General features: G+C 45.9%; 16 protein-coding genes and 6 tRNA genes. 1 reads left to right on the top strand and 21 read right to left on the bottom strand.

Annotated elements, in window-relative coordinates; all coding sequences use genetic code 11:
- Positions 1-36: 36 nt before the first annotated feature.
- The 9 genes from nagA (QZ331_RS08600) to nspC form a co-directional block, all read right to left on the bottom strand.
- Complete coding sequence (gene nagA / locus QZ331_RS08600) at positions 37-1,209, bottom strand: N-acetylglucosamine-6-phosphate deacetylase (protein WP_294629519.1); 1,173 nt, start codon at positions 1,207-1,209, stop codon at positions 37-39.
- A gap of 18 nt (positions 1,210-1,227) precedes the next feature.
- Positions 1,228-2,394 (bottom strand): N-acetylglucosamine-6-phosphate deacetylase, encoded by a 1,167-nt coding sequence (nagA, locus tag QZ331_RS08605; RefSeq protein ID WP_294629520.1) that lies wholly within the window; start codon positions 2,392-2,394, stop codon positions 1,228-1,230.
- A gap of 192 nt (positions 2,395-2,586) precedes the next feature.
- Positions 2,587-2,659 (bottom strand) — tRNA-Gly (locus tag QZ331_RS08610).
- 33 nt (positions 2,660-2,692) lie between these two features.
- A tRNA-Leu gene (locus QZ331_RS08615) sits at positions 2,693-2,777 on the bottom strand.
- 32 nt (positions 2,778-2,809) lie between these two features.
- A tRNA-Gly gene (locus QZ331_RS08620) sits at positions 2,810-2,882 on the bottom strand.
- Positions 2,883-2,902: 20 nt separating this feature from the next.
- A tRNA-Leu gene (locus QZ331_RS08625) sits at positions 2,903-2,986 on the bottom strand.
- A gap of 25 nt (positions 2,987-3,011) precedes the next feature.
- A tRNA-Leu gene (locus QZ331_RS08630) sits at positions 3,012-3,093 on the bottom strand.
- 33 nt (positions 3,094-3,126) lie between these two features.
- Positions 3,127-3,199 (bottom strand) — tRNA-Gly (locus QZ331_RS08635).
- A gap of 119 nt (positions 3,200-3,318) precedes the next feature.
- Positions 3,319-4,458 (bottom strand): carboxynorspermidine decarboxylase, encoded by a 1,140-nt coding sequence (nspC, locus tag QZ331_RS08640; protein ID WP_294629534.1) that lies wholly within the window; start codon positions 4,456-4,458, stop codon positions 3,319-3,321.
- Positions 4,459-4,622: 164 nt separating this feature from the next.
- On the opposite strand from nspC, the gene QZ331_RS08645 reads away from it, so the two are divergent.
- Complete coding sequence (locus QZ331_RS08645; protein ID WP_294629521.1) at positions 4,623-5,177, top strand: NAD(P)H-dependent oxidoreductase; 555 nt, start codon at positions 4,623-4,625, stop codon at positions 5,175-5,177.
- Between the two features lie 209 nt (positions 5,178-5,386).
- Here the strand turns inward: QZ331_RS08645 and QZ331_RS08650 are convergent, their stop codons facing one another.
- The 12 genes from QZ331_RS08650 to QZ331_RS08705 form a co-directional block, all read right to left on the bottom strand.
- Complete coding sequence (locus QZ331_RS08650) at positions 5,387-8,602, bottom strand: efflux RND transporter permease subunit (protein WP_294629522.1); 3,216 nt, start codon at positions 8,600-8,602, stop codon at positions 5,387-5,389.
- A gap of 45 nt (positions 8,603-8,647) precedes the next feature.
- Positions 8,648-10,111, bottom strand: coding sequence for a TolC family protein (locus QZ331_RS08655; RefSeq protein ID WP_294629535.1), 1,464 nt, complete (start codon positions 10,109-10,111; stop codon positions 8,648-8,650).
- A gap of 54 nt (positions 10,112-10,165) precedes the next feature.
- A complete protein-coding gene (locus QZ331_RS08660) occupies positions 10,166-13,234 on the bottom strand; it encodes an efflux RND transporter permease subunit (RefSeq protein ID WP_294629523.1) in 3,069 nt (1,022 codons plus the stop codon).
- 28 nt (positions 13,235-13,262) lie between these two features.
- On the bottom strand, positions 13,263-14,357 hold the full coding sequence (locus tag QZ331_RS08665; RefSeq protein WP_294629524.1) for an efflux RND transporter periplasmic adaptor subunit: 1,095 nt from the start codon (positions 14,355-14,357) through the stop codon (positions 13,263-13,265).
- A 34-nt stretch (positions 14,358-14,391) separates the two neighbouring features.
- Positions 14,392-14,757, bottom strand: coding sequence for a hypothetical protein (locus QZ331_RS08670; protein ID WP_294629525.1), 366 nt, complete (start codon positions 14,755-14,757; stop codon positions 14,392-14,394).
- A complete protein-coding gene (locus QZ331_RS08675; protein WP_294629526.1) occupies positions 14,742-14,987 on the bottom strand; it encodes a hypothetical protein in 246 nt (81 codons plus the stop codon). Before QZ331_RS08675 ends, QZ331_RS08670 begins: the two co-directional genes overlap by 16 nt.
- On the bottom strand, positions 14,969-15,160 hold the full coding sequence (locus QZ331_RS08680; protein ID WP_294629527.1) for a hypothetical protein: 192 nt from the start codon (positions 15,158-15,160) through the stop codon (positions 14,969-14,971). The genes QZ331_RS08675 and QZ331_RS08680 overlap by 19 nt, the downstream gene beginning before the upstream one ends.
- Before the next feature lie 7 nt (positions 15,161-15,167).
- A complete protein-coding gene (locus tag QZ331_RS08685; RefSeq protein WP_294629528.1) occupies positions 15,168-16,004 on the bottom strand; it encodes an O-antigen ligase family protein in 837 nt (278 codons plus the stop codon).
- The gene (lepB, locus tag QZ331_RS08690; protein ID WP_294629536.1) at positions 16,001-16,693 is read right to left on the bottom strand and encodes a signal peptidase I; all 693 of its coding nucleotides are present in this window, start codon (positions 16,691-16,693) and stop codon (positions 16,001-16,003) included. Before lepB ends, QZ331_RS08685 begins: the two co-directional genes overlap by 4 nt.
- Before the next feature lie 19 nt (positions 16,694-16,712).
- Complete coding sequence (locus QZ331_RS08695) at positions 16,713-17,126, bottom strand: DUF1573 domain-containing protein (protein WP_294629529.1); 414 nt, start codon at positions 17,124-17,126, stop codon at positions 16,713-16,715.
- A gap of 470 nt (positions 17,127-17,596) precedes the next feature.
- A complete protein-coding gene (locus QZ331_RS08700) occupies positions 17,597-18,664 on the bottom strand; it encodes a 6-bladed beta-propeller (protein WP_294629530.1) in 1,068 nt (355 codons plus the stop codon).
- Positions 18,665-19,297: 633 nt separating this feature from the next.
- Entirely contained in the window at positions 19,298-19,663 is a 366-nt protein-coding gene (locus tag QZ331_RS08705; RefSeq protein ID WP_294629531.1) for a helix-turn-helix domain-containing protein, read from the bottom strand.
- Positions 19,664-19,918 lie beyond the last annotated feature (255 nt).

The raw sequence follows: 19,918 nt of genomic DNA on the forward strand, positions 1-19,918 counted from the left end.
TCAGACACACCTTCTTTTTTTTGTTATATGGATATATTATCTGTGCAGCAACTTATCAGTGCCGGGAACAATCTTTCCCATCGACCATACGCAACGTACATTCAACTCTTTATCGAGAATCACGATATCGGCGTCCTTGCCTTTTGCCAACGTACCTTTCCGGTCGGCTACCCCAATCAACCGGGCAGGAGTTTCGGAAGCCATACGCACAGCATCCTCCAACGGGATATTCGCCTTCTTCACCACCGTTTGTATTAACACATCCGCCGTAGCAAGACTACCCGCCAAAGCGGAATGATCGGCCATCTTGCATACACCACCTTCGATAATATACTGCGAATCGACCGCTACATTGCTATCGGAAGCGGTATAGGCCAAAGCATCCGTAACGAGACAAGTGTTTTCTACACCTTTCAGCTTATAGACAAGTTTCAAGATGGTTGCCGGCAAGTGAATACCATCTGCAATCATCTCCACAGTCATTCCATCCGTCAGATACACACTCTCTACGGTGCCTTCATATTTGTATTCGCGGCGTTTATGGAAACCGGGCATCGCATTATAGAAATGAGCTGCATGAGTGAACCCTGCCGCATAAGCAGCCTTAATCTCGTCATACTCGGCTTCCGTATGCGTAACCGCCGTCATGATACCCTTCGAACGGGTATATCTGGCAAAATCGTGTGCGCCGGGTAACTCCGGACTGATGTCCCAACGCTTGATACAGGAAGTATGTTCCAACAGAGGGATATATTCATTCTCGTCCGGTGTCTTGAGAAAACGTTCGTATTGCGTACCTGCCATCTTCGGATTCAGGTATGGACCTTCGATGTGCAACCCTAAGATGAGCGAATCTTCCTCCTTCATCAGTCGCTCGCAGACATCGACTGCCTGATAGAGCCTTTCGAACGAAGTGGAAGACAAGGTAGGAAATATGCTGGTAGCACCATGTTTCAAGTGAGCGGTGGTAGCTGTGCGGAAAGCCTCTTCCGTTGCTTCGGTGAAATCGTGTCCGCCTCCTCCGTGTGCGTGTATGCTCACGAATCCGGGGACAATGGTCATTCCACGCGCATCAATCACCGTTGCGCCGATAACAGCCAGGTCACTGTTGGTTACTTCCAATATTTTCCCGTCACAAATCAGTACAGAGCCGTCTTTGAGCCAGCCCTGCGGAGTAAGTATCTTTCCGTTTATTATCTGAGTTAACATAGTCTTCTTTTTTAAGGTTTAAAATAATTTATTGGTTCCTTCCACCAATTGTCCCATTGCCCATACGGCCCTTACGTTCAAATCTTCGTCCAACGCAATGATATCGGCGTCCTTGCCACGTTCGAGCGTACCTTTACGGTCGAGCACTCCCATGATGCGGGCGGGGGTTTCGGAAATCATCCGTATCACGTCTGCCAAAGGAATTTCCGCCTTCTGCACCATAGTACGAATCAGGCGGTCCATCGTAGCTACGCTTCCTGCCAGAGCAGAACGGTCTGCCAGCTTACAGACTCCGTCTTCAATAATCACACGCGGGTCGAAAGCCGTCTGACTGTCGCTTGCCGCACAGGCAAGTGCATCCGTTATCAGACAAGTGCGCTCCACTCCCTTCGTTCTATAAACAAGGCGAAGAATGGTGGGAGGTACATGGATGCCGTCTGCCACTACTTCCACCGTCATGTCGTCAATGAGATAGATACTTTCGACGGTGCCTTCGTATTTGTATTCTTTCCGTTTATGGAATCCCGGCATAGCGTTGTAGAAATGAGTGGCGTGGGTATAACCTGCCTCGTACGCTGTCCGTATGTCTTCATATTCGGCTTGTGTATGTCCTACCGAGGCAAGCACACCTTTTGCCGTAATGTATTTGCCGAACTGCATTGCTCCAGGAAGTTCGGGTGCGGCATCCCAACGCTTGATGCAATGCGTCTCTTCCAACAAGGGGATATACTCTTCGGGGTCGGGATTTTTGATGTTTTCGGGTATCTGCCCGCCTGCCATCGCCATATTGAAATAATGTCCTTCGAGGTGAAGTCCCAGCACCGGACTATTGGGTTGCGCCATCATCTTCTCGGTGGTTGCCGCAGCCGCGCGAATCATCGGGATGGTAGAAGAAGAGAGAGTAGGAAAAATACTCGTAGTTCCATGCTGCATATGTGCTTTGACAGCCGCTTCAAATGCATCTTCCGATCCTTCCATGAAATCTCTTCCGCCACCGCCGTGAGCGTGAATTTCCACTCCGCCCGGAACGATATACATTCCTTTGGCGTCAATCAGTTGGGCACCAATCACTGCGAGGTCGCAATTTGTTACTTCAAGAATTTTATTGTCGCGGATAAGAACAGACCCATCCTTCAGCCAGCCTTGCGGGGTGAGGATACGTGCATTGATGATTTGTGTTATCATATCGTTTGTTATTAAATTAATTATAGGTCCGGCGAAATCAAGAGTGCTCTTTTTGGGGGAAGCACGTTGACTCAGTCCGTTGCAAAATTACATTTTCTATTTAAATTATTAGCAAAACCATTCGGCAAACTTTCAATATTATACAAAAAAGAGGTTGCCAGTCTTTTCGACTGACAACCTCCGTTTATATCGAGCGGAAAACGAGACTCGAACTCGCGACCCTAACCTTGGCAAGGTTATGCTCTACCAACTGAGCTATTTCCGCAAACTAAATTTCATCATTCAGTAACCTGAAGATTGGTGCCCAGAACAGGACTCGAACCTGCACGCCTCGCAACACACGCACCTGAAACGTGCGCGTCTACCAATTCCGCCACCTGGGCAAAACTTAGTTTCATCATTCCAAAGAAACAAGAGCGGAAAACGAGACTCGAACTCGCGACCCTAACCTTGGCAAGGTTATGCTCTACCAACTGAGCTATTTCCGCAAACAAACTTCAATAAACTGTGAAGAGAAGGAGACTCGAACTCCCACGACACAATTGTCACTACCCCCTCAAAGTAGCGCGTCTACCAATTCCGCCACCTCTCCATAATTCCAAAAGTTTCAACCTCTGTGCCCAGAACAGGACTCGAACCTGCACATCTCTCGACACACGCACCTGAAACGTGCGCGTCTACCAATTCCGCCACCTGGGCAAAGGTATTATTCCAGCATTTCAAAGAATCAAGAGCGGAAAACGAGACTCGAACTCGCGACCCTAACCTTGGCAAGGTTATGCTCTACCAACTGAGCTATTTCCGCATCTTTTCGTTTGCGGTTGCAAAGGTAGGCATTTTCTGTAAACCTGCAAACATTTTACGCACTTTTTTTTCAAGAAACCTGCACGCTTCACTCCCGCAAAGAGACAATCTTTTTGATTATCAACTCATTCGGTCGCGATAATCTTTGTAAGAAAAATGCTTGTAAACTTCCGCCTTCCCCTCTTTTGTCCACAAAGCGATGGCAGGATGATGGATTCCGTTGAACATATTTGTCTTTACCATCGTATAGTGAATCATATCTTCAAACACGATTCGCTCACCGATTTGCAACTCATGGTCGAAACTCCACAATCCCATATAGTCGCCGCTCAGGCAGGAATTCCCTCCGAGACGGTAAACATATTTTCCTTCATTCCCCATCTCTGCACCCCGAACGGCAGGCTGATAAGGCATCTCCAGACAATCGGGCATATGGCAGGTGAAACTGACATTCAGAATGGCTGTCTTGACACCACGGCTCTCTACAATATCCACCACTTCGGACGTAAGCACGCCCGTCTGCCAGGTGAAAGCCGAACCGGGTTCCAGGATTATCTGCAAATGCGGGTAACGTGCTTTCAGTCCTTGCAACAGCGTTATCAGATGTTCCGTATCATAATCCTTGCGGGTCATCAGATGTCCGCCGCCCAGATTCAACCATTTTATCTGCGGGAACCAACGGGCAAACTTCTCTTCCAGGTGCGTCAACGTACGCTCCAACTCATAGGAAGAAGATTCGCAATGACAATGGCAGTGAAAGCCTTCGATTCCTTGCGGCAGTGTCTCCGGCAACAAATCGGCTGTTATCCCGAAACGTGTGCCGGGCGCGCAGGGGTTATAGAGCTCCGTTTCCACCTCCGAATATTCGGGATTCACACGGATACCGCAGGAAATACCGCTTCCTTCGGCTATGGTCATCGGGTGGAAGCGTTCAAACTGCGCCATCGAATTGAAAGTGATGTGACTGCTGCAACGCATGATTTCCGGGAAATCCTGTTCCGTATAGGCAGGAGAATAAGTATGTGCCTCGCTGCCGAATTCTTCCAACGCCAAGCGGGCTTCGTACACCGAACTTGCCGTGGAATGGCCGATATATTCGCGGAATATCGGGAAAGAACGCCACATGGCAAAGGACTTGAAGGCAAGGATTATCTCCACTCCCGCCCTGTCGGCTACGCTCTTTATCAAACTCAGGTTTTCTCTCAACCGTTCTTCTTCCATGATGTAGCAGGGAGAAGGAAAAAGGGTAAAATCTATCATCATACAATCTTATTCTACAAATAGGAATGCAAATGTACAAATTCGGGGCACAAAGCGGAATTGTTTTATTTTTAATTAAGATATTGCTTTGGGCGAACTTTTTCCGTTTTCAAACCTTATATATAGTAAGTGTATAGTTGTTTCATTTTAAATACCAGATTGATATGAATAAAGATTTTAGAAAAGTAGTGATTTTGCTGTCTCACCCCAACCTCAAAGAGTCGCAGGCAAACAAAACATTAATAGATATGGTGAAAGATATCGACGGTGTGGCAGTGTTCGACCTTTACGCGCAACAAGGAGCACCGTTCGACGTAGACGAATGGAGCAAAATCATCTCCGATGCTTCGGCGCTCATCTTCCAGTTTCCTTTCCATTGGCTGTCGGCCCCATCGCTGCTCAAAAGATGGCTCGACGAAGTGTTTACGTTCCTCTCGCGCACTCCAGCGGTAGCCGGTAAGCCGCTGACTGTGGTTACCACTACCGGTTCGGACATCGAGGCCTACCGAAGCGGGGGGCGCAATTACTTCACGATGGACGAACTCTTGCGTCCTTATCAGGTAAGTGCCATCCATGCGGGAATGACGTGGCACTCGCCCATCATCGTGTATGGGACAAGGACTGCCAATGCTGGAAAAAACATTGCTCAGGGAGCCGACCAGTATAAGCAACGGGTGGAGAGGTTGATTGAGACAAGCAATGCCGGAGATATATGGTGATTGACAAGAATTTCACTCATACGGAAGAATGGATGAAAAGGAGCACTTCTTTCGGTGAAACAGACCGGAAGATTTGCTCGAATCAACCGCATGATTCGGTTAAATCAACCGCATGATTCAAGTAAAACATCCGCATGATTTGAGCAAAACAACCGCATGATTCGGGCAAGAGATACGGTTCTATAATACCGCCGGAGTGCGCTTCATAATCAATGCACTCTTTTCTTCAACGTCAATACCGGCAGGAAAACAAACACCCCGATTACCGACATTATCAGCCCTCCGATAGTACCTGCCGCCAACGGAAACCAAAAACCTTCTTTCTCAGCTCCCACCATGAAAGGGATAAAGCCTAAGATGGTGGAAGCCACCGTCAGGAAAATAGGAATCACTTTCGTGTTCCAGGCTTTCACGTAGGCGCGAAGCGGCGAAAGACGCGGGAAACGCTTGCGGTTGGAGTTGTATTCGTTCAGAATATAAATGCTGGCATTCACCGTGATACCACATAGCAGCACAAAGGATGCGAAACCTCCCTGGTCAAAGTTCAGTTTAAACCAGTAGAAAGTCAGGAACACACCGATATAAGATACCGGAATCACAAAGATAATAGCCAACGGCTGTTTCAGCGAGTTGAACAGGATACTCGTGATAAAGAAGATAATGGCAATCACTATCAGAAGTAGGCGATACTGCTTGTTGTCCTTTGCTCCCCACGACCAGCTCTGACGCTCCGACTCGGCGGTATATCCCATCGGAAGAAGTTCATTAAACTCTTCCAGGTCTTTCTTCAGCAGTTTATATCCCTGTTCCGACGAACCTACATATTCGTATTGCAGACACAAACGGTACTGCTGGTTCTCTTTCGCCACTTCCTGCGGCATCTGCCCTTTCGCTACGGTTGCCAGTTCCGAAAGTTTGTACTCCTTGCCATTCACCTCGAAAGGATAATATTGCATCGCCCACACATCTCTATCCACCGACTGGCGGGAAGAAAGTTTTATCCTTTCCATACCCTCTTCCGTTGTCACCGCACCGATTTCCATGTTCCGCCCATATACCGGACGGACAGCGGCAAACAGTCTTCCGGCTTCAATCCCCTCCTCTGCCATCCGTTGCTTATCGAGGTTGAAGTAAAATTCCATATAATCGTCCTTCCACCAGGAGAAATCGGAACCGATGGTCACTTCCCGGATGCGGCGATGAGACAACAGTTTCTCTTTCAACTGTTCTGCATGGGCGTACAACTCGTCGTAATTATACCCGTACATCTTCACCCGGAAGGAACCTGCATTCTCGCGTACACTATTGCTGAATCCCTGGTCTTGCAGTCCGTATATGCTCCAGTCGCCGCCGCCCAACTGGAGCGCCTTACTAATCATGTTGGCTTTCAGCGTATAAGGGAAGCCGCTTTTCTGATGTTCTTTCGTGAAGTAAATATGGATGGAGGCTCTGCGGGCACTCTCCACAGAGGTTTGAAACTGCTTGATTTCCTTAAATTCGCTCAGGTATGTCTCCATCTTCTTGACCAACGTGTTCATCTGCTCCAGCGTACTTCCGTTGGGCAGGTTGGCATTGGCATGAAGCACCACTTCTTCATTATGGGTAAAGTAGCTCCCCTCATATACCTTTTGTACAAACAGTCTCAACGTTCCGCCCAACGCCTTGTCCACTATCGGCTTCACCTTTTCTTTATAGGTAGAAGTACCCAATGTCTTATTGTAAATTTCCGCCCACTTGCCCTCTCCTTTCATCTTTTCCGGCAACAGGAACACTGGCAATCCGAAAGCCAGCAACAACAATATGCACACCGCTATCCGCCAACGGCACAGAATCCGTATCAGCCCCCCGTAAAAACGGCTGAAATAAACCGGGAGGCGACGGAGCTTCGAACGTATCCACACGAAGAGACGTACACTCGCCATCCGCCTTCTTGGTGCAGAAAGCAACGTCTGTTTCCGGCGTTTCAGCCCGATTTTATCTATCAGGGAAGGTACGAAAAGCAAAGCGACCAACAGCGATACTCCTAAATTGATAATGACCACGGCTGCAAAATCCTGCAAATTAAGCCGTATCTTCTCATCCAGGAAGAAGATAATGACGAGTGCTCCCATCGTTGTCAACGTAGCTGCCAACACCGACATGAATGCTTTGCGGTTTCCGCATCTCAGATAATGGTCGCTCATCACAATCGTATTGTCAATCACAAGATTCAACGATACCGTGATACCCGCCAAAGAATATAATTGCATCTCCAGCCCGAACGCATAATAAAAAATAACGGCTATCGCTATATTGACAGACAGACTGACTACAATCAGCAGCAGATATTTGGGACTACAGGTAATCAACAGCACAAACAGAAGCAGAATGGCTACCGTCACTCCCGTACGCAGGTAAATCTTGTTCAGCTCTTCCTGGATAAACTCCGTAGCGTCATAACTGGTGTGAATCTCGTACCCTGCCGGCAGAAGCGACCGGATATCATCCATATATGCTTTCACTTCCTTGCTCAAGGCCAACTGATTGGCCGTTTCTTCTGCCACGACCGACAGATAAATCGAGTTCAGTCCATTAATCCGGTAGTAGCTTTGGGGCTGCTCTTCCACACGGGATACTTTCACCAGTTCATGAAGGCCGATAATTCTCCCGTCTTTCATCTTCACTTGTATGCGCGCGGCATCAAAATCGCGGCTTTCGGATTCGGGAACCAACGCCAGACGTATCCATTGCCTGCCCGAAGTGCCCTGTTCCACATCATAAGTCCCCATAAACTCTTTCTGATAATGCAGGCGGACCGCCTCATAGATATCATCCGTACTTATCCCAAGCGTACGCAACTGTTCGGAGTCATACTCCAAACGCCACTCCATCGGGGTAGCACCGTTAAGGTTAATCTTATAAATTCCGGGGAGTTGTGCCAAACGTGGTTTTATATGCTCCTCCGCATACTGCTGAATCAATATGGGCGTAGCGGGCGCATTGATTGTAAACGACATGAAAGGAGACTGGCTGCTCTGTCCCGAACTCTGCATCTGAATATACGGATAGCTGACTCCGTCGGGCAACTCGGGCCACGTCTGACGGATAATGGTGGAGGCTTCGAAACGTGCCACTGCCGCATCCACGTGCTTGTCCAGATTCACATTGATACTCCCCCACCCGTTTCCCGATGTCGAGTAAATTCCCCGAATCCCTTTTACACGGGCAAGCATCGCCTCCAACTTGCTGGTAGCTGTCATCTCTACCACACGCGCCGAGGTTCCGGGCATACTGAAACGTACCGTGAAACCGGGCAACGTCCGCGACGGATTCAATTTGACGGGCAACAACGGCACAAGCGCCAGGCCCACCAAAGCGACACAGACAAAAGAGACAATCAGCGTGAAGGCGGAAGCCTTTGAGGATTTTTTTATTTCAGGAGCCATATTTTGTATCGTATTTACATTTCATTCACCACAGAGGACAAATTATTATTTAACCAACTTTCCCCCATTGAAATCGAATCTGTCCGAAAGTGACAGTTTCGCAGCGAAATCGAATAAGGTAAGCCGACGTATCTTGTAATAATTCAGCCAGTAATTCTGTAAAGCGGAAATATAATTCCGTTGTGCCTGCTGTTGCCTGTTGAGTGAAAGAGTCAGGCTGTTTATGTCGGCTTTGCCTATGATAAAGCGCTGCTTCGTCTCATTATAAGCAAGCACGGCCAAATCCAGCGCCTCTTCCGCGCTTACTATCAACTGCTGCTGGATGTTGAACTCACTTACGGTCATAATCACTTCCTCTTCGATGCCAATCTCATCCTGACGTGCCGAAATCTTCACCACATTCAGATTATTGCGTGCCATATTATACTTACCCTTACGCACTCCCCAATCCAGCAACGGAATGGAAACACTGATTGCCACCAAGTCCTGCTGCATCGGTTTGTAATAGACATCTCCGAAATTATCCGCCACCTGGTTGAAACCGACACTTGCATTCACGCTGGCATTGAAACGTGATTCTTTCTTCGTCTTGTCCACATTCCGTTCCGCCTCCAATACGTTCTGCTTCAATTCCAACAACTGGGGATTGTTGCTCCTCCCCCAACTCAAAGCCTCGTCCACCGGAATCTCTATCATACCCGGACGGGACGGGAGTTGCAATTCGATTTGCGTATTCTTATCCAGATTGAGAAAAGAGGCCAAAGAAAACATCGCCCGTTTCAAGTCACTCGCCTTGTTCTGCAAAGTATTCTGTGCGTTGACACGGTCGAGCTTCAAAGTCAGCAAATCCGCTTGTGAGATAGCTGCTATCCGATGGCGTTGCTGCCCGATGCGGTAGAGCGTATCCGTAGAAGCTAAATTGTCCTTTGCCAATTTATATTCCGCCTGCGCCATAGCAAGGGAAAAGAAGTAATTCGTGGCCGTCTCCGAAACCTTCTCCACATTATAAAGAAACTCCTTCTTCACGCGTTCATACTTCAACGGTTCTATTTTCCGCTCCCACTTGAAAGGATTGTATCCCACCAAGCTCTGCGAATATCCGAGCCTTATCGGGACACTGGTAAACTGTGTCACGCTATTACCTCCGAAACTGCGCATATAGGCAAGGTTTGACTCCAAGTAGAATGTACCTCCGGTGAGGTCGAGATTCTGTCTCACGGTCAGTCCCCCATAAGCATAATAGGATTGCTGCGTACGGTACACGTCCAAGTTCGTGTTCGAGTCATAACGTTTTGTGATGTCCCGGTTGTATTGTGCGGGAGTGAGGTCCAACGTCAGGCTGGGCAAGCGGTTTGCCTTATACGTCCGGTATTCCCAATAACCGGAAAGATACATATTTTGTGTGCGGAAGGCCTCCAACGAACTGTCATTTGCCAAAGCAATTGTCTGGTTCAGATCCAGCACCAAATGCTTCTGTGCATATAGCGAAGAGACACCTACTCCCGACATGGCAGCTATTATAAAAAGTTTAGATAATATCTTCATAATTCAACTTGTTTTGTTCTATTTTTCCCGGTAAATAAACCAATAAAGCAATGGTATGACAAACAGACTCACCATCGTACCTATCAACATGGTCCCTATCATGGCAATGGATAAGGGCTTTTGCAGTTCCGAACCCATATCCGACGAGAACAATAACGGGACCATCGCAAAAATCGTAGTCAGCGAAGTCATGATAATGGGGCGCAAACGCCTGCGTCCGGCTTCGTGGATGGCTTCCAGCAAGGGAACGCCGGCTTTACGCAACTCATTGATTGCATCCAGTTTCAAGATAGAGTCATTGATGACGATACCACAGGTGACAATAAGTCCGATAGCCGACATCAGATTCAGCGTATGCCCGCAAAGCCAAAGCAACAAGAGAGCAAAGGCCACGTCGATAGGTATTTCCGCCAGGACAAGCAAAGGCTGTAGAAAACTCTCAAACTGCGCCGCAAGGATGAAATACATCAGCAACAGGGAAATCAGAAGTATCACCACCAATTCGTCCAGCATCTCCTTGTTGGAGAAAAAACTGCCGGAAAAGCCGACATCCCAGTCACCCGTATGTCCGGCTACCTGCTTCACCTCCTTTATCAGTTTGTCCGCATCGTGCACTTCATAAAAATCGAAAGGCACAAACTCGCCGTTGCGTCCGGCAGTAATGCTTTTCAGGTCTTCTGCAGGAGCCACCTTTACCAGTTCCCGGAGCGGGAGATATTCCACATTGCCCTTGTTATCCGGCTGTGTCTGTATCAAGGTCTCTTGCAATACCCTGTTCACGGTCTTTTCATTTCCGGCAATATTAATCGGAAGATACTGCTGGTAAGAGTGCAGCATGGTCACACTGTTCTCACGGAAAGCCGTTTTCAGTATCCGGTAAAGCTCATTATAGGAAACACGGTAAAGCAGCAGTTTCTCCTTGTCGATACTCAGGTTCAACTGGTTTTCAAACGCGATACCCGTAGGATTTATTCCGGTTTCCGCTGCCAACTCCCGTTCCATTTTACGAATCGTTTCCGCTTCGGGCGCCTGTGTCCTGTTGCGGGCATAGAATTCGGCTACGATATCCGGCTCACCCGTCACAAACAGTTTCTCGAATACCGTCTCCGGCGGAGAGAAAGAGATGACAGAAAGCGGATAGTGTTCTTTCAATCTCCGATATATCTCCTGCTGCAAAGGGACAATCTCGCCGGGGGTCTCCGTCCGAAAATAGAGTTCGGCTTCGGAAGACGAAAGTTCCCTCTCCCGGTTCAGGATAAAGTCCTGCCTGCCGACAGAAGCCGTCTGTTCAAGCGACCGTCCGTCAAGTTCTTTAAAAAGTGTGTCCACACGTTTTCTGTTTTCATCTACATGGATATTTTCATTCCATTCTACACGTACTATCAGTTCGTTTTCTTCGATATCGGGCATCCGCTCTTTGCCAATAAAGAAAAAGAAGAATACGCAAAGCGGAATGGAAATGGCACAAAAAAGCACACTGAACGTTTTATGACAGAACACCCAGTCGACACCAGCGTCATAGAAACGATCGAGCATATGGTCTTTTATCGGATTATTGAATTTAAAGGAGAGCCACTTCCATTTCCGGACACGGAGACCTGCCCGATAGACTAATAGATAGAGCACAGGAAGAAGCATGATACCTGTAAAATAAGAGACCATCAGCCCTACTGTAACGGAGAAGGCCTGGTCATAGAAAATAGCTCCGGCAATACCGCTCATAAAAATCAGGGGACCGAAAACGGAGATGGTAGTCAGCGAAGAGCTCAACATGGGCGTCACCACTTCACTCGTGCCCGTGATACAAGCACGTCGCAGGGAATATCCGCGTTCGCAGTACTGCGAAATGTTCTCGGTGACAATAATCGAACTGTCAATCATCATTCCCAAAGCAAGAATCAATCCTGCAAGAGAGATGATATTCAATGACATATTGCATAGGTAAAAGAATACGAAACTGATTACAATGGAAACCACCATGCTGAGTCCGATGACCAACGGAGATTTCACATCACCCAAAAACAGGACTGCCACCAGGCAGATAAAAAGAAAGCCCAAAGAAAGATTCTGCCTGAGATTGGAGATTGTGTAGTCCAGCAGTTCCGTCTGATTACGGCTGATACTGAAATCAATGTCCGGATACATCTGCCGGAAATACTCCATCGTCCCTACCAAAGAACGTTTCATCTTGTCCATGTTCTCGTCCGCCTGCTTAATGACAGCAAGTGTCACCGCACGCTTTCCGTCCGAAAGGGATACCCCTTTTTCCTTCACCGGTACGACACCCACCTTGCAGAAATCCTTCAACTGTACAATGCGGTCGTTCTTACGCAGATAAATATTTTCCACATCTTCCGCCGTGCGCAACAATGTCGAAAATTTGATATTGTATTCGTAGTATCCGTCGCGCACCGTCATACTGCCCGGCTCCACATTATTGGACGACAAGGCCGATTCGATATCCGCAATGGTAAGCCCCATCATGGCAAGTTTGTCCTCATCGGGTACAATCTGCACCTGGCGTTCCACCAGTCCGGTCACGTCTACCATAGCCACCTCTTCGAGTTGCTCTATCCTGCGCTTGATGACCGATTCGGCAAACTCGCACAATTCAAGGAAAGCGTGTTCTCCCGTTGCACAATAAGCACTGTCATTCTTCAAGGTCAGATTGAGGTAGAACACGGGAATGTCCGTTGCACTCGCCTTGACGACTTTCGGGCGTTCCGTCTCTTTGGGAAGATAGTTCATTGCAGCATCTATCTTCTCATTGACTTCAATAAAAGCAAGATCCGTATTCGTGCCATAATCGAAAGACAAACGGATAATACCTGCCCCGTCTCTCGATTCGCTATGGATATCCTTCAAGGTAGAGACCTGAATCAGTTGGCTGCGCAAAGGTTTTACAATCGTGTTTTCCAATTCGCGTGCAGATGTATTGGCGGCAGATACCTGTACGGTAATCTCCGGGATGGCAATATCCGGAAGCAACGATACCGGCAATGTGGAACAGGTCACCAGGCCGATTATAAAACAAGCGGTGAACGCCATCAATACGGCAATAGGACGTTGGATTAAAAATTTTATCATGCTGACTTTAGTTTTCCGTACCTTTTGATTATCTTATATCTACTTCCGCCTCGTGTGCCAGATTCAAATTTCCGGTCACAATAATCGTATCTCCTTCCAACAGACCATCTTCCACACCCTTCTGAGACTTATCGGAAACAATATATTCCGTTGCATTCTCCAATCCCGTGTACACATAATTCCATACAGCCCTGCCTTCTTTCAGTGTAAACACTACCTGCTTGCCCGAACGCAGCACCACAGCCGTTTTGGGAATTACCAACTGCTCGCCCAAGTTCCGCCGGACATTGACCCTTACATTCATACCACTGAACAACTTGCCTTCACCATTTACATCCGCCTTCACCTTCACCATTCCGTTGGCATCCACCAACGGATTGATTTCGGATACACTGCCGGCAAATGAACTTCCTCCGGCATAAGGAGTGACCGTCACTCTATCCCCCTTTTTAATAAAGGCGAGTTCGTTCTCCAACACGGTAAATTCAGCTTCCAGCCCTTTGCTGTCAAGAACCGTACAGAATACTTCCGAGGTATTGGCAGGATTATACGATTTCGAGAAAAGATTAGCCACCACCCCATCAAAAGGCGCAGTAAGTGTAGCGTGTTCCATCTCCCTTTTAGTCAGTTCGTACTGAGATTTCGACTGCTCGTAACCGCTCTTCACCTTCGCAATCTTCAGGGTCTCCGCAGGAACCTTGCTGAAATCGTCCGGCGTATATCCCTGTCCGATAAGCACGTCTTTCAGTTCGAGCTCGGCTTTCAACAAAGCATCTTCCGCCTGAGACAAATTCTGCTCCAAGCGAAACTTGTCGAGTTCTGCCAACTTCTGCCCTTTGCGGACACGGTCGCCATTCTTCACATAAATATGTGCAATGACTTCGCTCGTTTCAAAGCGCAAATCGGCTTTTCTACGGGCATTCACCTTGCCGTTGCTTACCAGTTCATGGTCAAAGTTACGCTTCTTCAATATCTGGATGGAAACCTCATTCTTCATTTGTGGAAGGACGGTGGAAACTCCTTTGTCCGATTCATCCGCTTCTTTGCTACCGGAGCAGGAAATCATTCCGATAGAGGCAAGACAACAGCCTAATAAGATACAAGATAAGTTGTGTTGTTTCATGGTTATTATTTTTTAATTGCCAAATATAAATCTTTTATTTTTCATTTTCGTCATTTAATTCCCTTTTTAATATCATTTTTTCTATTTCTTCCCTCATTTCTCTTACAGCCGTCGATTGCACCTTCGATTCTTTCGTCAATACAACCTCCGCCGTACGTCTCATTTTTTCGGGTTGCAAATAACCTGGTTCGGCATAAAGTTTCGTCAAAAGATAATACGAGTAAATGCGTCCCGGAAGGCGGTGGATGGAGCGCAGCAAGTATCTTTCGGCTTTTTCATATTCGCCCAACGACTGGTAATTCTTACCGATAACGTTCAGAATCATGGGGTCGCAACTAATCTGTTCCGCTTCTTTCAGTACGCCGTTGGATAGCTCATATTCCTTCAGTTGATGCGGCATCGCCCATATTCAAACAAAAAACGGGGACGGTCTTTTAAAAGCGGATATAGTTTTTCGTACTCTTCTTTTGCATTGCCATAGGCTCCGATACCATACAGCATTTTGCATTGTGTCCATTTCCGGCAAGCCTCATATGCATTGTGCCGTACCAGCCACACGCCCGACACACCAACCACAAGCCCCAACAACAGCAACCATCTACGCGAACACTCTAAAAAGCAGGCTGCCAAAAGGAGAACACAAGCAGCGAAAGCACTCCTCCACAGAGCCCGATACGCTTCCGCCTGACTCCCCGATGCAAACATACACCAATCGCCGCCAGCATAAGCAATAAGGCGGGCACCCCGTACTCTACTGCCACCCGCAAGTATTCATTGAATGCATACTCCGGACTGCCTGCCACCCGCTCTTCATCTTCCGTATATGTTCCTCGGGCAAAAATAATCCTCCTGCGACTGTCCGTAGGCGGATACAAAGTTGCCGGCACCATGCCCGACAAGCGGTTCGCGAGCAACGGCAAGGCTGCTTATCTTCCACATAAACCACCGTCCTTTGGCAGAATCTTCTTTCATATAATAAATAGCGGAACTGCCTGCCGCCAAAACTGCAGCAATCAACAATCCGGCAAACACCACTTTTGTCCGATGAGCCTGCCAAGCGTTCCGCAACCGTGCACCCCACGAATAATGCATTCCACCTACAAAGCCCCCCGAACATAGAGCGGCCAACCACGCCGAACGGCTCATACCTGCCGGAAGTACGCAGAGAAAAAGACACAACACTTCGGCAGAAAGATAATATCCTATCCGTCGCTTCCAAGTGTTCCGACTCGTCGCACCAATCCACAACCATTCGTACAAAGCCATCGGAAACGCCAACGCCAGATAACCGGAATAGGGACCGGGGTTGTAAAAAGACCCTGTCGCCGCATACAGCGAATGATTGGAAGAGCCCAAACCGTAAATCTGGCACAATCCCAAGACGGCTTCAACTCCTCCCATCAGGATAATTCCCCAGATTACTGCATCATGAAAAACGCCCGTTCTTTTGACAGACAGCAGAGCCGACAGCCATATACATATGGCAAACAACACCGCTCCCCATCCACACCACAGCCATTGATAGGATACATCGCCGGCAGGAATGGCAGAAGAATAAGCACAAACAGTACTCAACAACCCTATTGTCCCTACAAACATCAACATAGCAGATGCATCGTTTCGCAGTTGCCTACTTTCTATCTTCATATCTTTTTAAACATTCGTGACCACCTAACTTTACCACTCTCCTTATCCCGAGAAAACCAAATAAATCGCCCTACGCCCAAAATAAAGTCTTCCGGCAACATTCCCCAAAAGCGGGAATCGTAAGAATCAAAGTAATTGTCGCCACACATAAAATAATAGTTATTCCGGAACCGATAAGAATGAATCACGGAATCACCTAACAGCACCATACGTCCCGAACGGACAAGTCGCGTCCCCGTTTCGTATTCTATGCACTTGCGGTAATTTTCATAATTCGTCGAATCAATCGGCAGCTCTTCTCCCGCACAAGGAAGATAGATGCGGGATTTACCGGCGTCCCATTCCCATGTATATGTCTCTCCCGGAACACCCACACAACGTTTGCAATAAAACACTTTCGATTCGAGTTTCATCCGATCAACATCAGAAGAGTAAGGAAAATTGAAAACAACTACATCTCCTTTTCGTACCTTGTGGATGCCCTCTTCGCGACGAATGGAAAAATGACCGCAACTATCTTCTTCCCATATCCTACGCCCCGGTATCTGCAAGGAGGTAATGATATAATCACCTCCAAGCAAAGTGGGAGACATCGAACAGGTTGGTATCACGCACGAAGCGAATAAATACAAACGTGCCAATACATAGCATTGGAATAGCACGAATAGTACTAATAGCGATTGGGTGATTTTTTAAAAAAAAATAATGTTAATCATCTATCCTCTCTACAACATCTGCTTTTATCTTCAACCTGATAGGAATATTCGATTGATTGTGGGAAACAACAATTGTTTTTGAAGTATATCCCAAATTATCAGGATTAAACTCTACCATCAAACTTGACATTTTCCCAGAATGCAAAGGCTCTTTTCTCCACTTAGACACCAAACACCCACATGAAGTTTTAACATCATTAATGACCAGCAAATCATTGGTGGTATTAGTATATATAAATTCAATTTCATATCTCTGTCCTTTTACTACCGTACCCAAATCCTTGTTCTTCTCATCAAAGATATCAGTATCCCTCTTTTCTTCCAACATGACAAAAGCCTGTTCCAAATATTCTTTAAAAATTTCCGGATATTGTAGCGAAGAAGAAAAGAAATATCTACCCTTCAAATCCCTATCCATTAGAAACAAATAAGGATTACCCTATTTCTCATATTGTGACGATAACATATCCGAATCATTCATCGGAACAAAATATATAGGAAAAGAAATACCGTATTTCTTTGGGGCAAGATGTAACATACGCATATTGTTATAACTTGCCAAACCTATGATATGATTTCCGACTTTTGACTCACGAATCAAGTCTATAGAAGACTTGATACAATTCTCGCAGTTAAGTTCGCTAAATCTAAACACTAAACAAGGTTTTGCAAAAATGCTATCCATTCGATACGACTTCCCCGATATATCTTTCACCATATAATAGGATGGGAAGGCAATTTCCTTTGTCTGAAAAAGACTCGACACCATATAGCCGACTGCATCGTGAGAAAGTCCACTACACTCTTTGTTACCAATACATCCCCCTATACAAACAAGGAAAGGAATATATACTAATATCTGTTTTATTACAACTTTCATTTCAACTTTGCTCTAATAATAACCGGATTGTCAAATTCTTGCATATTTTCGCACAGCTCACTCAAACAGGAAGAGAGTTGCTTTCGTCTTTGCTTTTCCTTCAATAGCCCCGGCTCTTCCAACAGATACACATACTTTTCGTCGACAGAAGCAAGGGTAACGGACAATGTATTCTGATTGAAATCATCCAACAGGAAATAACCGGGATTATGAATAGAATCATCTTTCTTATCCACATAAGCCAATGCTATCAAACCTCTGGAATAATTGAAAAACAGATAATTCTCATTCTCATAAAAAGCACCGAATAAACTGGTATATTCTCCTTCCTTCTCGGCTTCTTTCATTCTTCTCAAATCGATGCTTTCATTAAACGAAGGAACATAAGTATTGGTAGTAAATTCGATGCGGTAACGGGGAATCAAATTGCCGAGACTGTCAATCTCATAAACCGCAGGGCACAAAAATTCAGTCAAAAGAATCTTGTCTTTATAATAGGTGAAATTGTTGGAAGATAACGGAACATTCAGAAAATCTTTATTATACTCGTATTTGAAATGTTGATTGCACACATTCCCGTCATTCAGCGTCACATACCGATACGACTCAGGAAAGATATCTTCATATAACTGTCTATTGGGAAGTCTGCCCAAGTAACAGTATTTCCAGTCCCCTTTGGCTGCAAAAGACGACATCAGGAAAGGGATTTCGGATTTCTTTACCAATTCCCCACCGGTTGTATATTCATAAAGAGTCTGTGCCCTGTCAGAGTAAATCATCAAATTCCCGTTTTCTCTATTCAAAGTAAAGTCACTTATGTTCAAATATTCACTTGGTCCTTCTCCCTGCCTGTTGACTCTATATTGGAAACTGCCGTCTTGAGCAAAACAGAAGATTGTCTCTGAAAGTTTATCCCAAATATAATACAAATCGTTCCAAACAATCAGACGGGTTATTTCACCAATCAGGATGCTATCCGCCGTCTGCAAAGGAATGTATTCCACTCCGTCTGCAAATGCAGAGATTTTCCCCGGCTCCTTTCTGTTGATATTATCAGGATTCATGGTAATGACTTGACACAAAGAGTCATTAACTATCGTGCTTTGTAATGCCGCATTCTTTTTGCAAGATATCATGGGCACAACAAACATAAAAACACATACTAATGTTTTCGTTATTTTATACATACAGTTCTATTATTTAAATTTACACCTTACCTACTTATTGTAAAAATCGACAAGATTAACATCAAAATTAATTCTGCCAACCACTTCTGTATCTATCCTTTCAACAGAACAAGGCAATCATTTGCCAATTTCATTCTTAATGTCTACTTTTGTATTCAAATACCTCCTTTCTTTTTTAAGGCAGTATTCGGAATGGACGATTAGAACTTTGGGAGAAGCGATATCGTCCATTCTTGTTTATGCCCACCTGACTTTAACTTTCTCAAATCGTACTGCAATTGTTTTTTCCACGCTGCATATGCCATCTTCATCGGTTATACTTCCTTCTTTTTTTATCTGCAATTGCATCTTATCCGACACCCGGGTGTCAGCCATACCCAGACCCGGGTCTTAACCAGTCTGACATCCGGGTCCCAGTGGTGATGACACCCGGGTGTCGGACAAACCTTGAATGTAATGAAGAAAAATTTTTCTTGCATAAGAACAAAAACATGGATATATGCAGATATTTCACGATTCGATATTCATTTTTACTTCTCTGATATTCAACCGATAGCCACCACAAGATGCCCTGTCGACAGACAAAGTTGAAGTCTGCTTCAAGCTGTTCCGCAACCGATTGATAACTTGATATACCTTATTTTCATAATTACTTTCCTCATTCCATAGTGCCTCCCCTATTGCGTTAACAGACAAAACACTATTCTCCTCCCGCAGAAAAAGTTCTAATTTCTCGAGTTCTGCCCGATTGTCGCCGGCAACCCGCAAAGCGACTTCCAAAGAAGAATCTTTTTGGGAGAGATAGTGTATGCTCACAGTTTTGAAAACCATCACTATCAAAAAACTGAAAACAGCTAAGAGACATAATTTCTTCATATTCATCTTTATTTCGGTATTGTCAATGAAGGAAATTATATACAAATTACCGCCATCTACTTATAAAGATGGTTTTTTGAGAGAAAATACGTAGTAGCCACTCTTTTTTTTAAGATTCATTAATACACAACGCGGAAAAGCTCAATAAAAGGACATAAAAATGTATTTTTTATTCATAGCTATAATATTACATTAAGGACTACTCGTTGGTTGAATTAAGAATCTAAATATTTACAAATGAAAAAGTTGCACACA

It is taken from the genome of uncultured Bacteroides sp., assembly GCF_910586915.1.
Classification (GTDB): Bacteria; Bacteroidota; Bacteroidia; order Bacteroidales; family Bacteroidaceae; genus Bacteroides.

Bases quoted from the DNA above. Each gene is read 5' to 3' on its own strand.
- QZ331_RS08645 (WP_294629521.1), top strand. From the start codon at position 4,623: ATGAATAAAGATTTTAGAAAAGTAGTGATTTTGCTGTCTCACCCCAAC.
- nagA (WP_294629520.1), bottom strand. From the start codon at position 2,394: ATGATAACACAAATCATCAATGCACGTATCCTCACCCCGCAAGGCTGG.
- nagA (WP_294629519.1), bottom strand. From the start codon at position 1,209: ATGTTAACTCAGATAATAAACGGAAAGATACTTACTCCGCAGGGCTGG.
- QZ331_RS08670 (WP_294629525.1), bottom strand. From the start codon at position 14,757: ATGCCGCATCAACTGAAGGAATATGAGCTATCCAACGGCGTACTGAAA.
- QZ331_RS08655 (WP_294629535.1), bottom strand. From the start codon at position 10,111: ATGTCGGGAGTAGGTGTCTCTTCGCTATATGCACAGAAGCATTTGGTG.
- QZ331_RS08705 (WP_294629531.1), bottom strand. From the start codon at position 19,663: ATGAAGAAATTATGTCTCTTAGCTGTTTTCAGTTTTTTGATAGTGATG.
- QZ331_RS08660 (WP_294629523.1), bottom strand. From the start codon at position 13,234: ATGATAAAATTTTTAATCCAACGTCCTATTGCCGTATTGATGGCGTTC.
- nspC (WP_294629534.1), bottom strand. From the start codon at position 4,458: ATGATAGATTTTACCCTTTTTCCTTCTCCCTGCTACATCATGGAAGAA.
- QZ331_RS08685 (WP_294629528.1), bottom strand. From the start codon at position 16,004: ATGAAGATAGAAAGTAGGCAACTGCGAAACGATGCATCTGCTATGTTG.
- QZ331_RS08700 (WP_294629530.1), bottom strand. From the start codon at position 18,664: ATGAATCCTGATAATATCAACAGAAAGGAGCCGGGGAAAATCTCTGCA.
- QZ331_RS08650 (WP_294629522.1), bottom strand. From the start codon at position 8,602: ATGGCTCCTGAAATAAAAAAATCCTCAAAGGCTTCCGCCTTCACGCTG.
- QZ331_RS08665 (WP_294629524.1), bottom strand. From the start codon at position 14,357: ATGAAACAACACAACTTATCTTGTATCTTATTAGGCTGTTGTCTTGCC.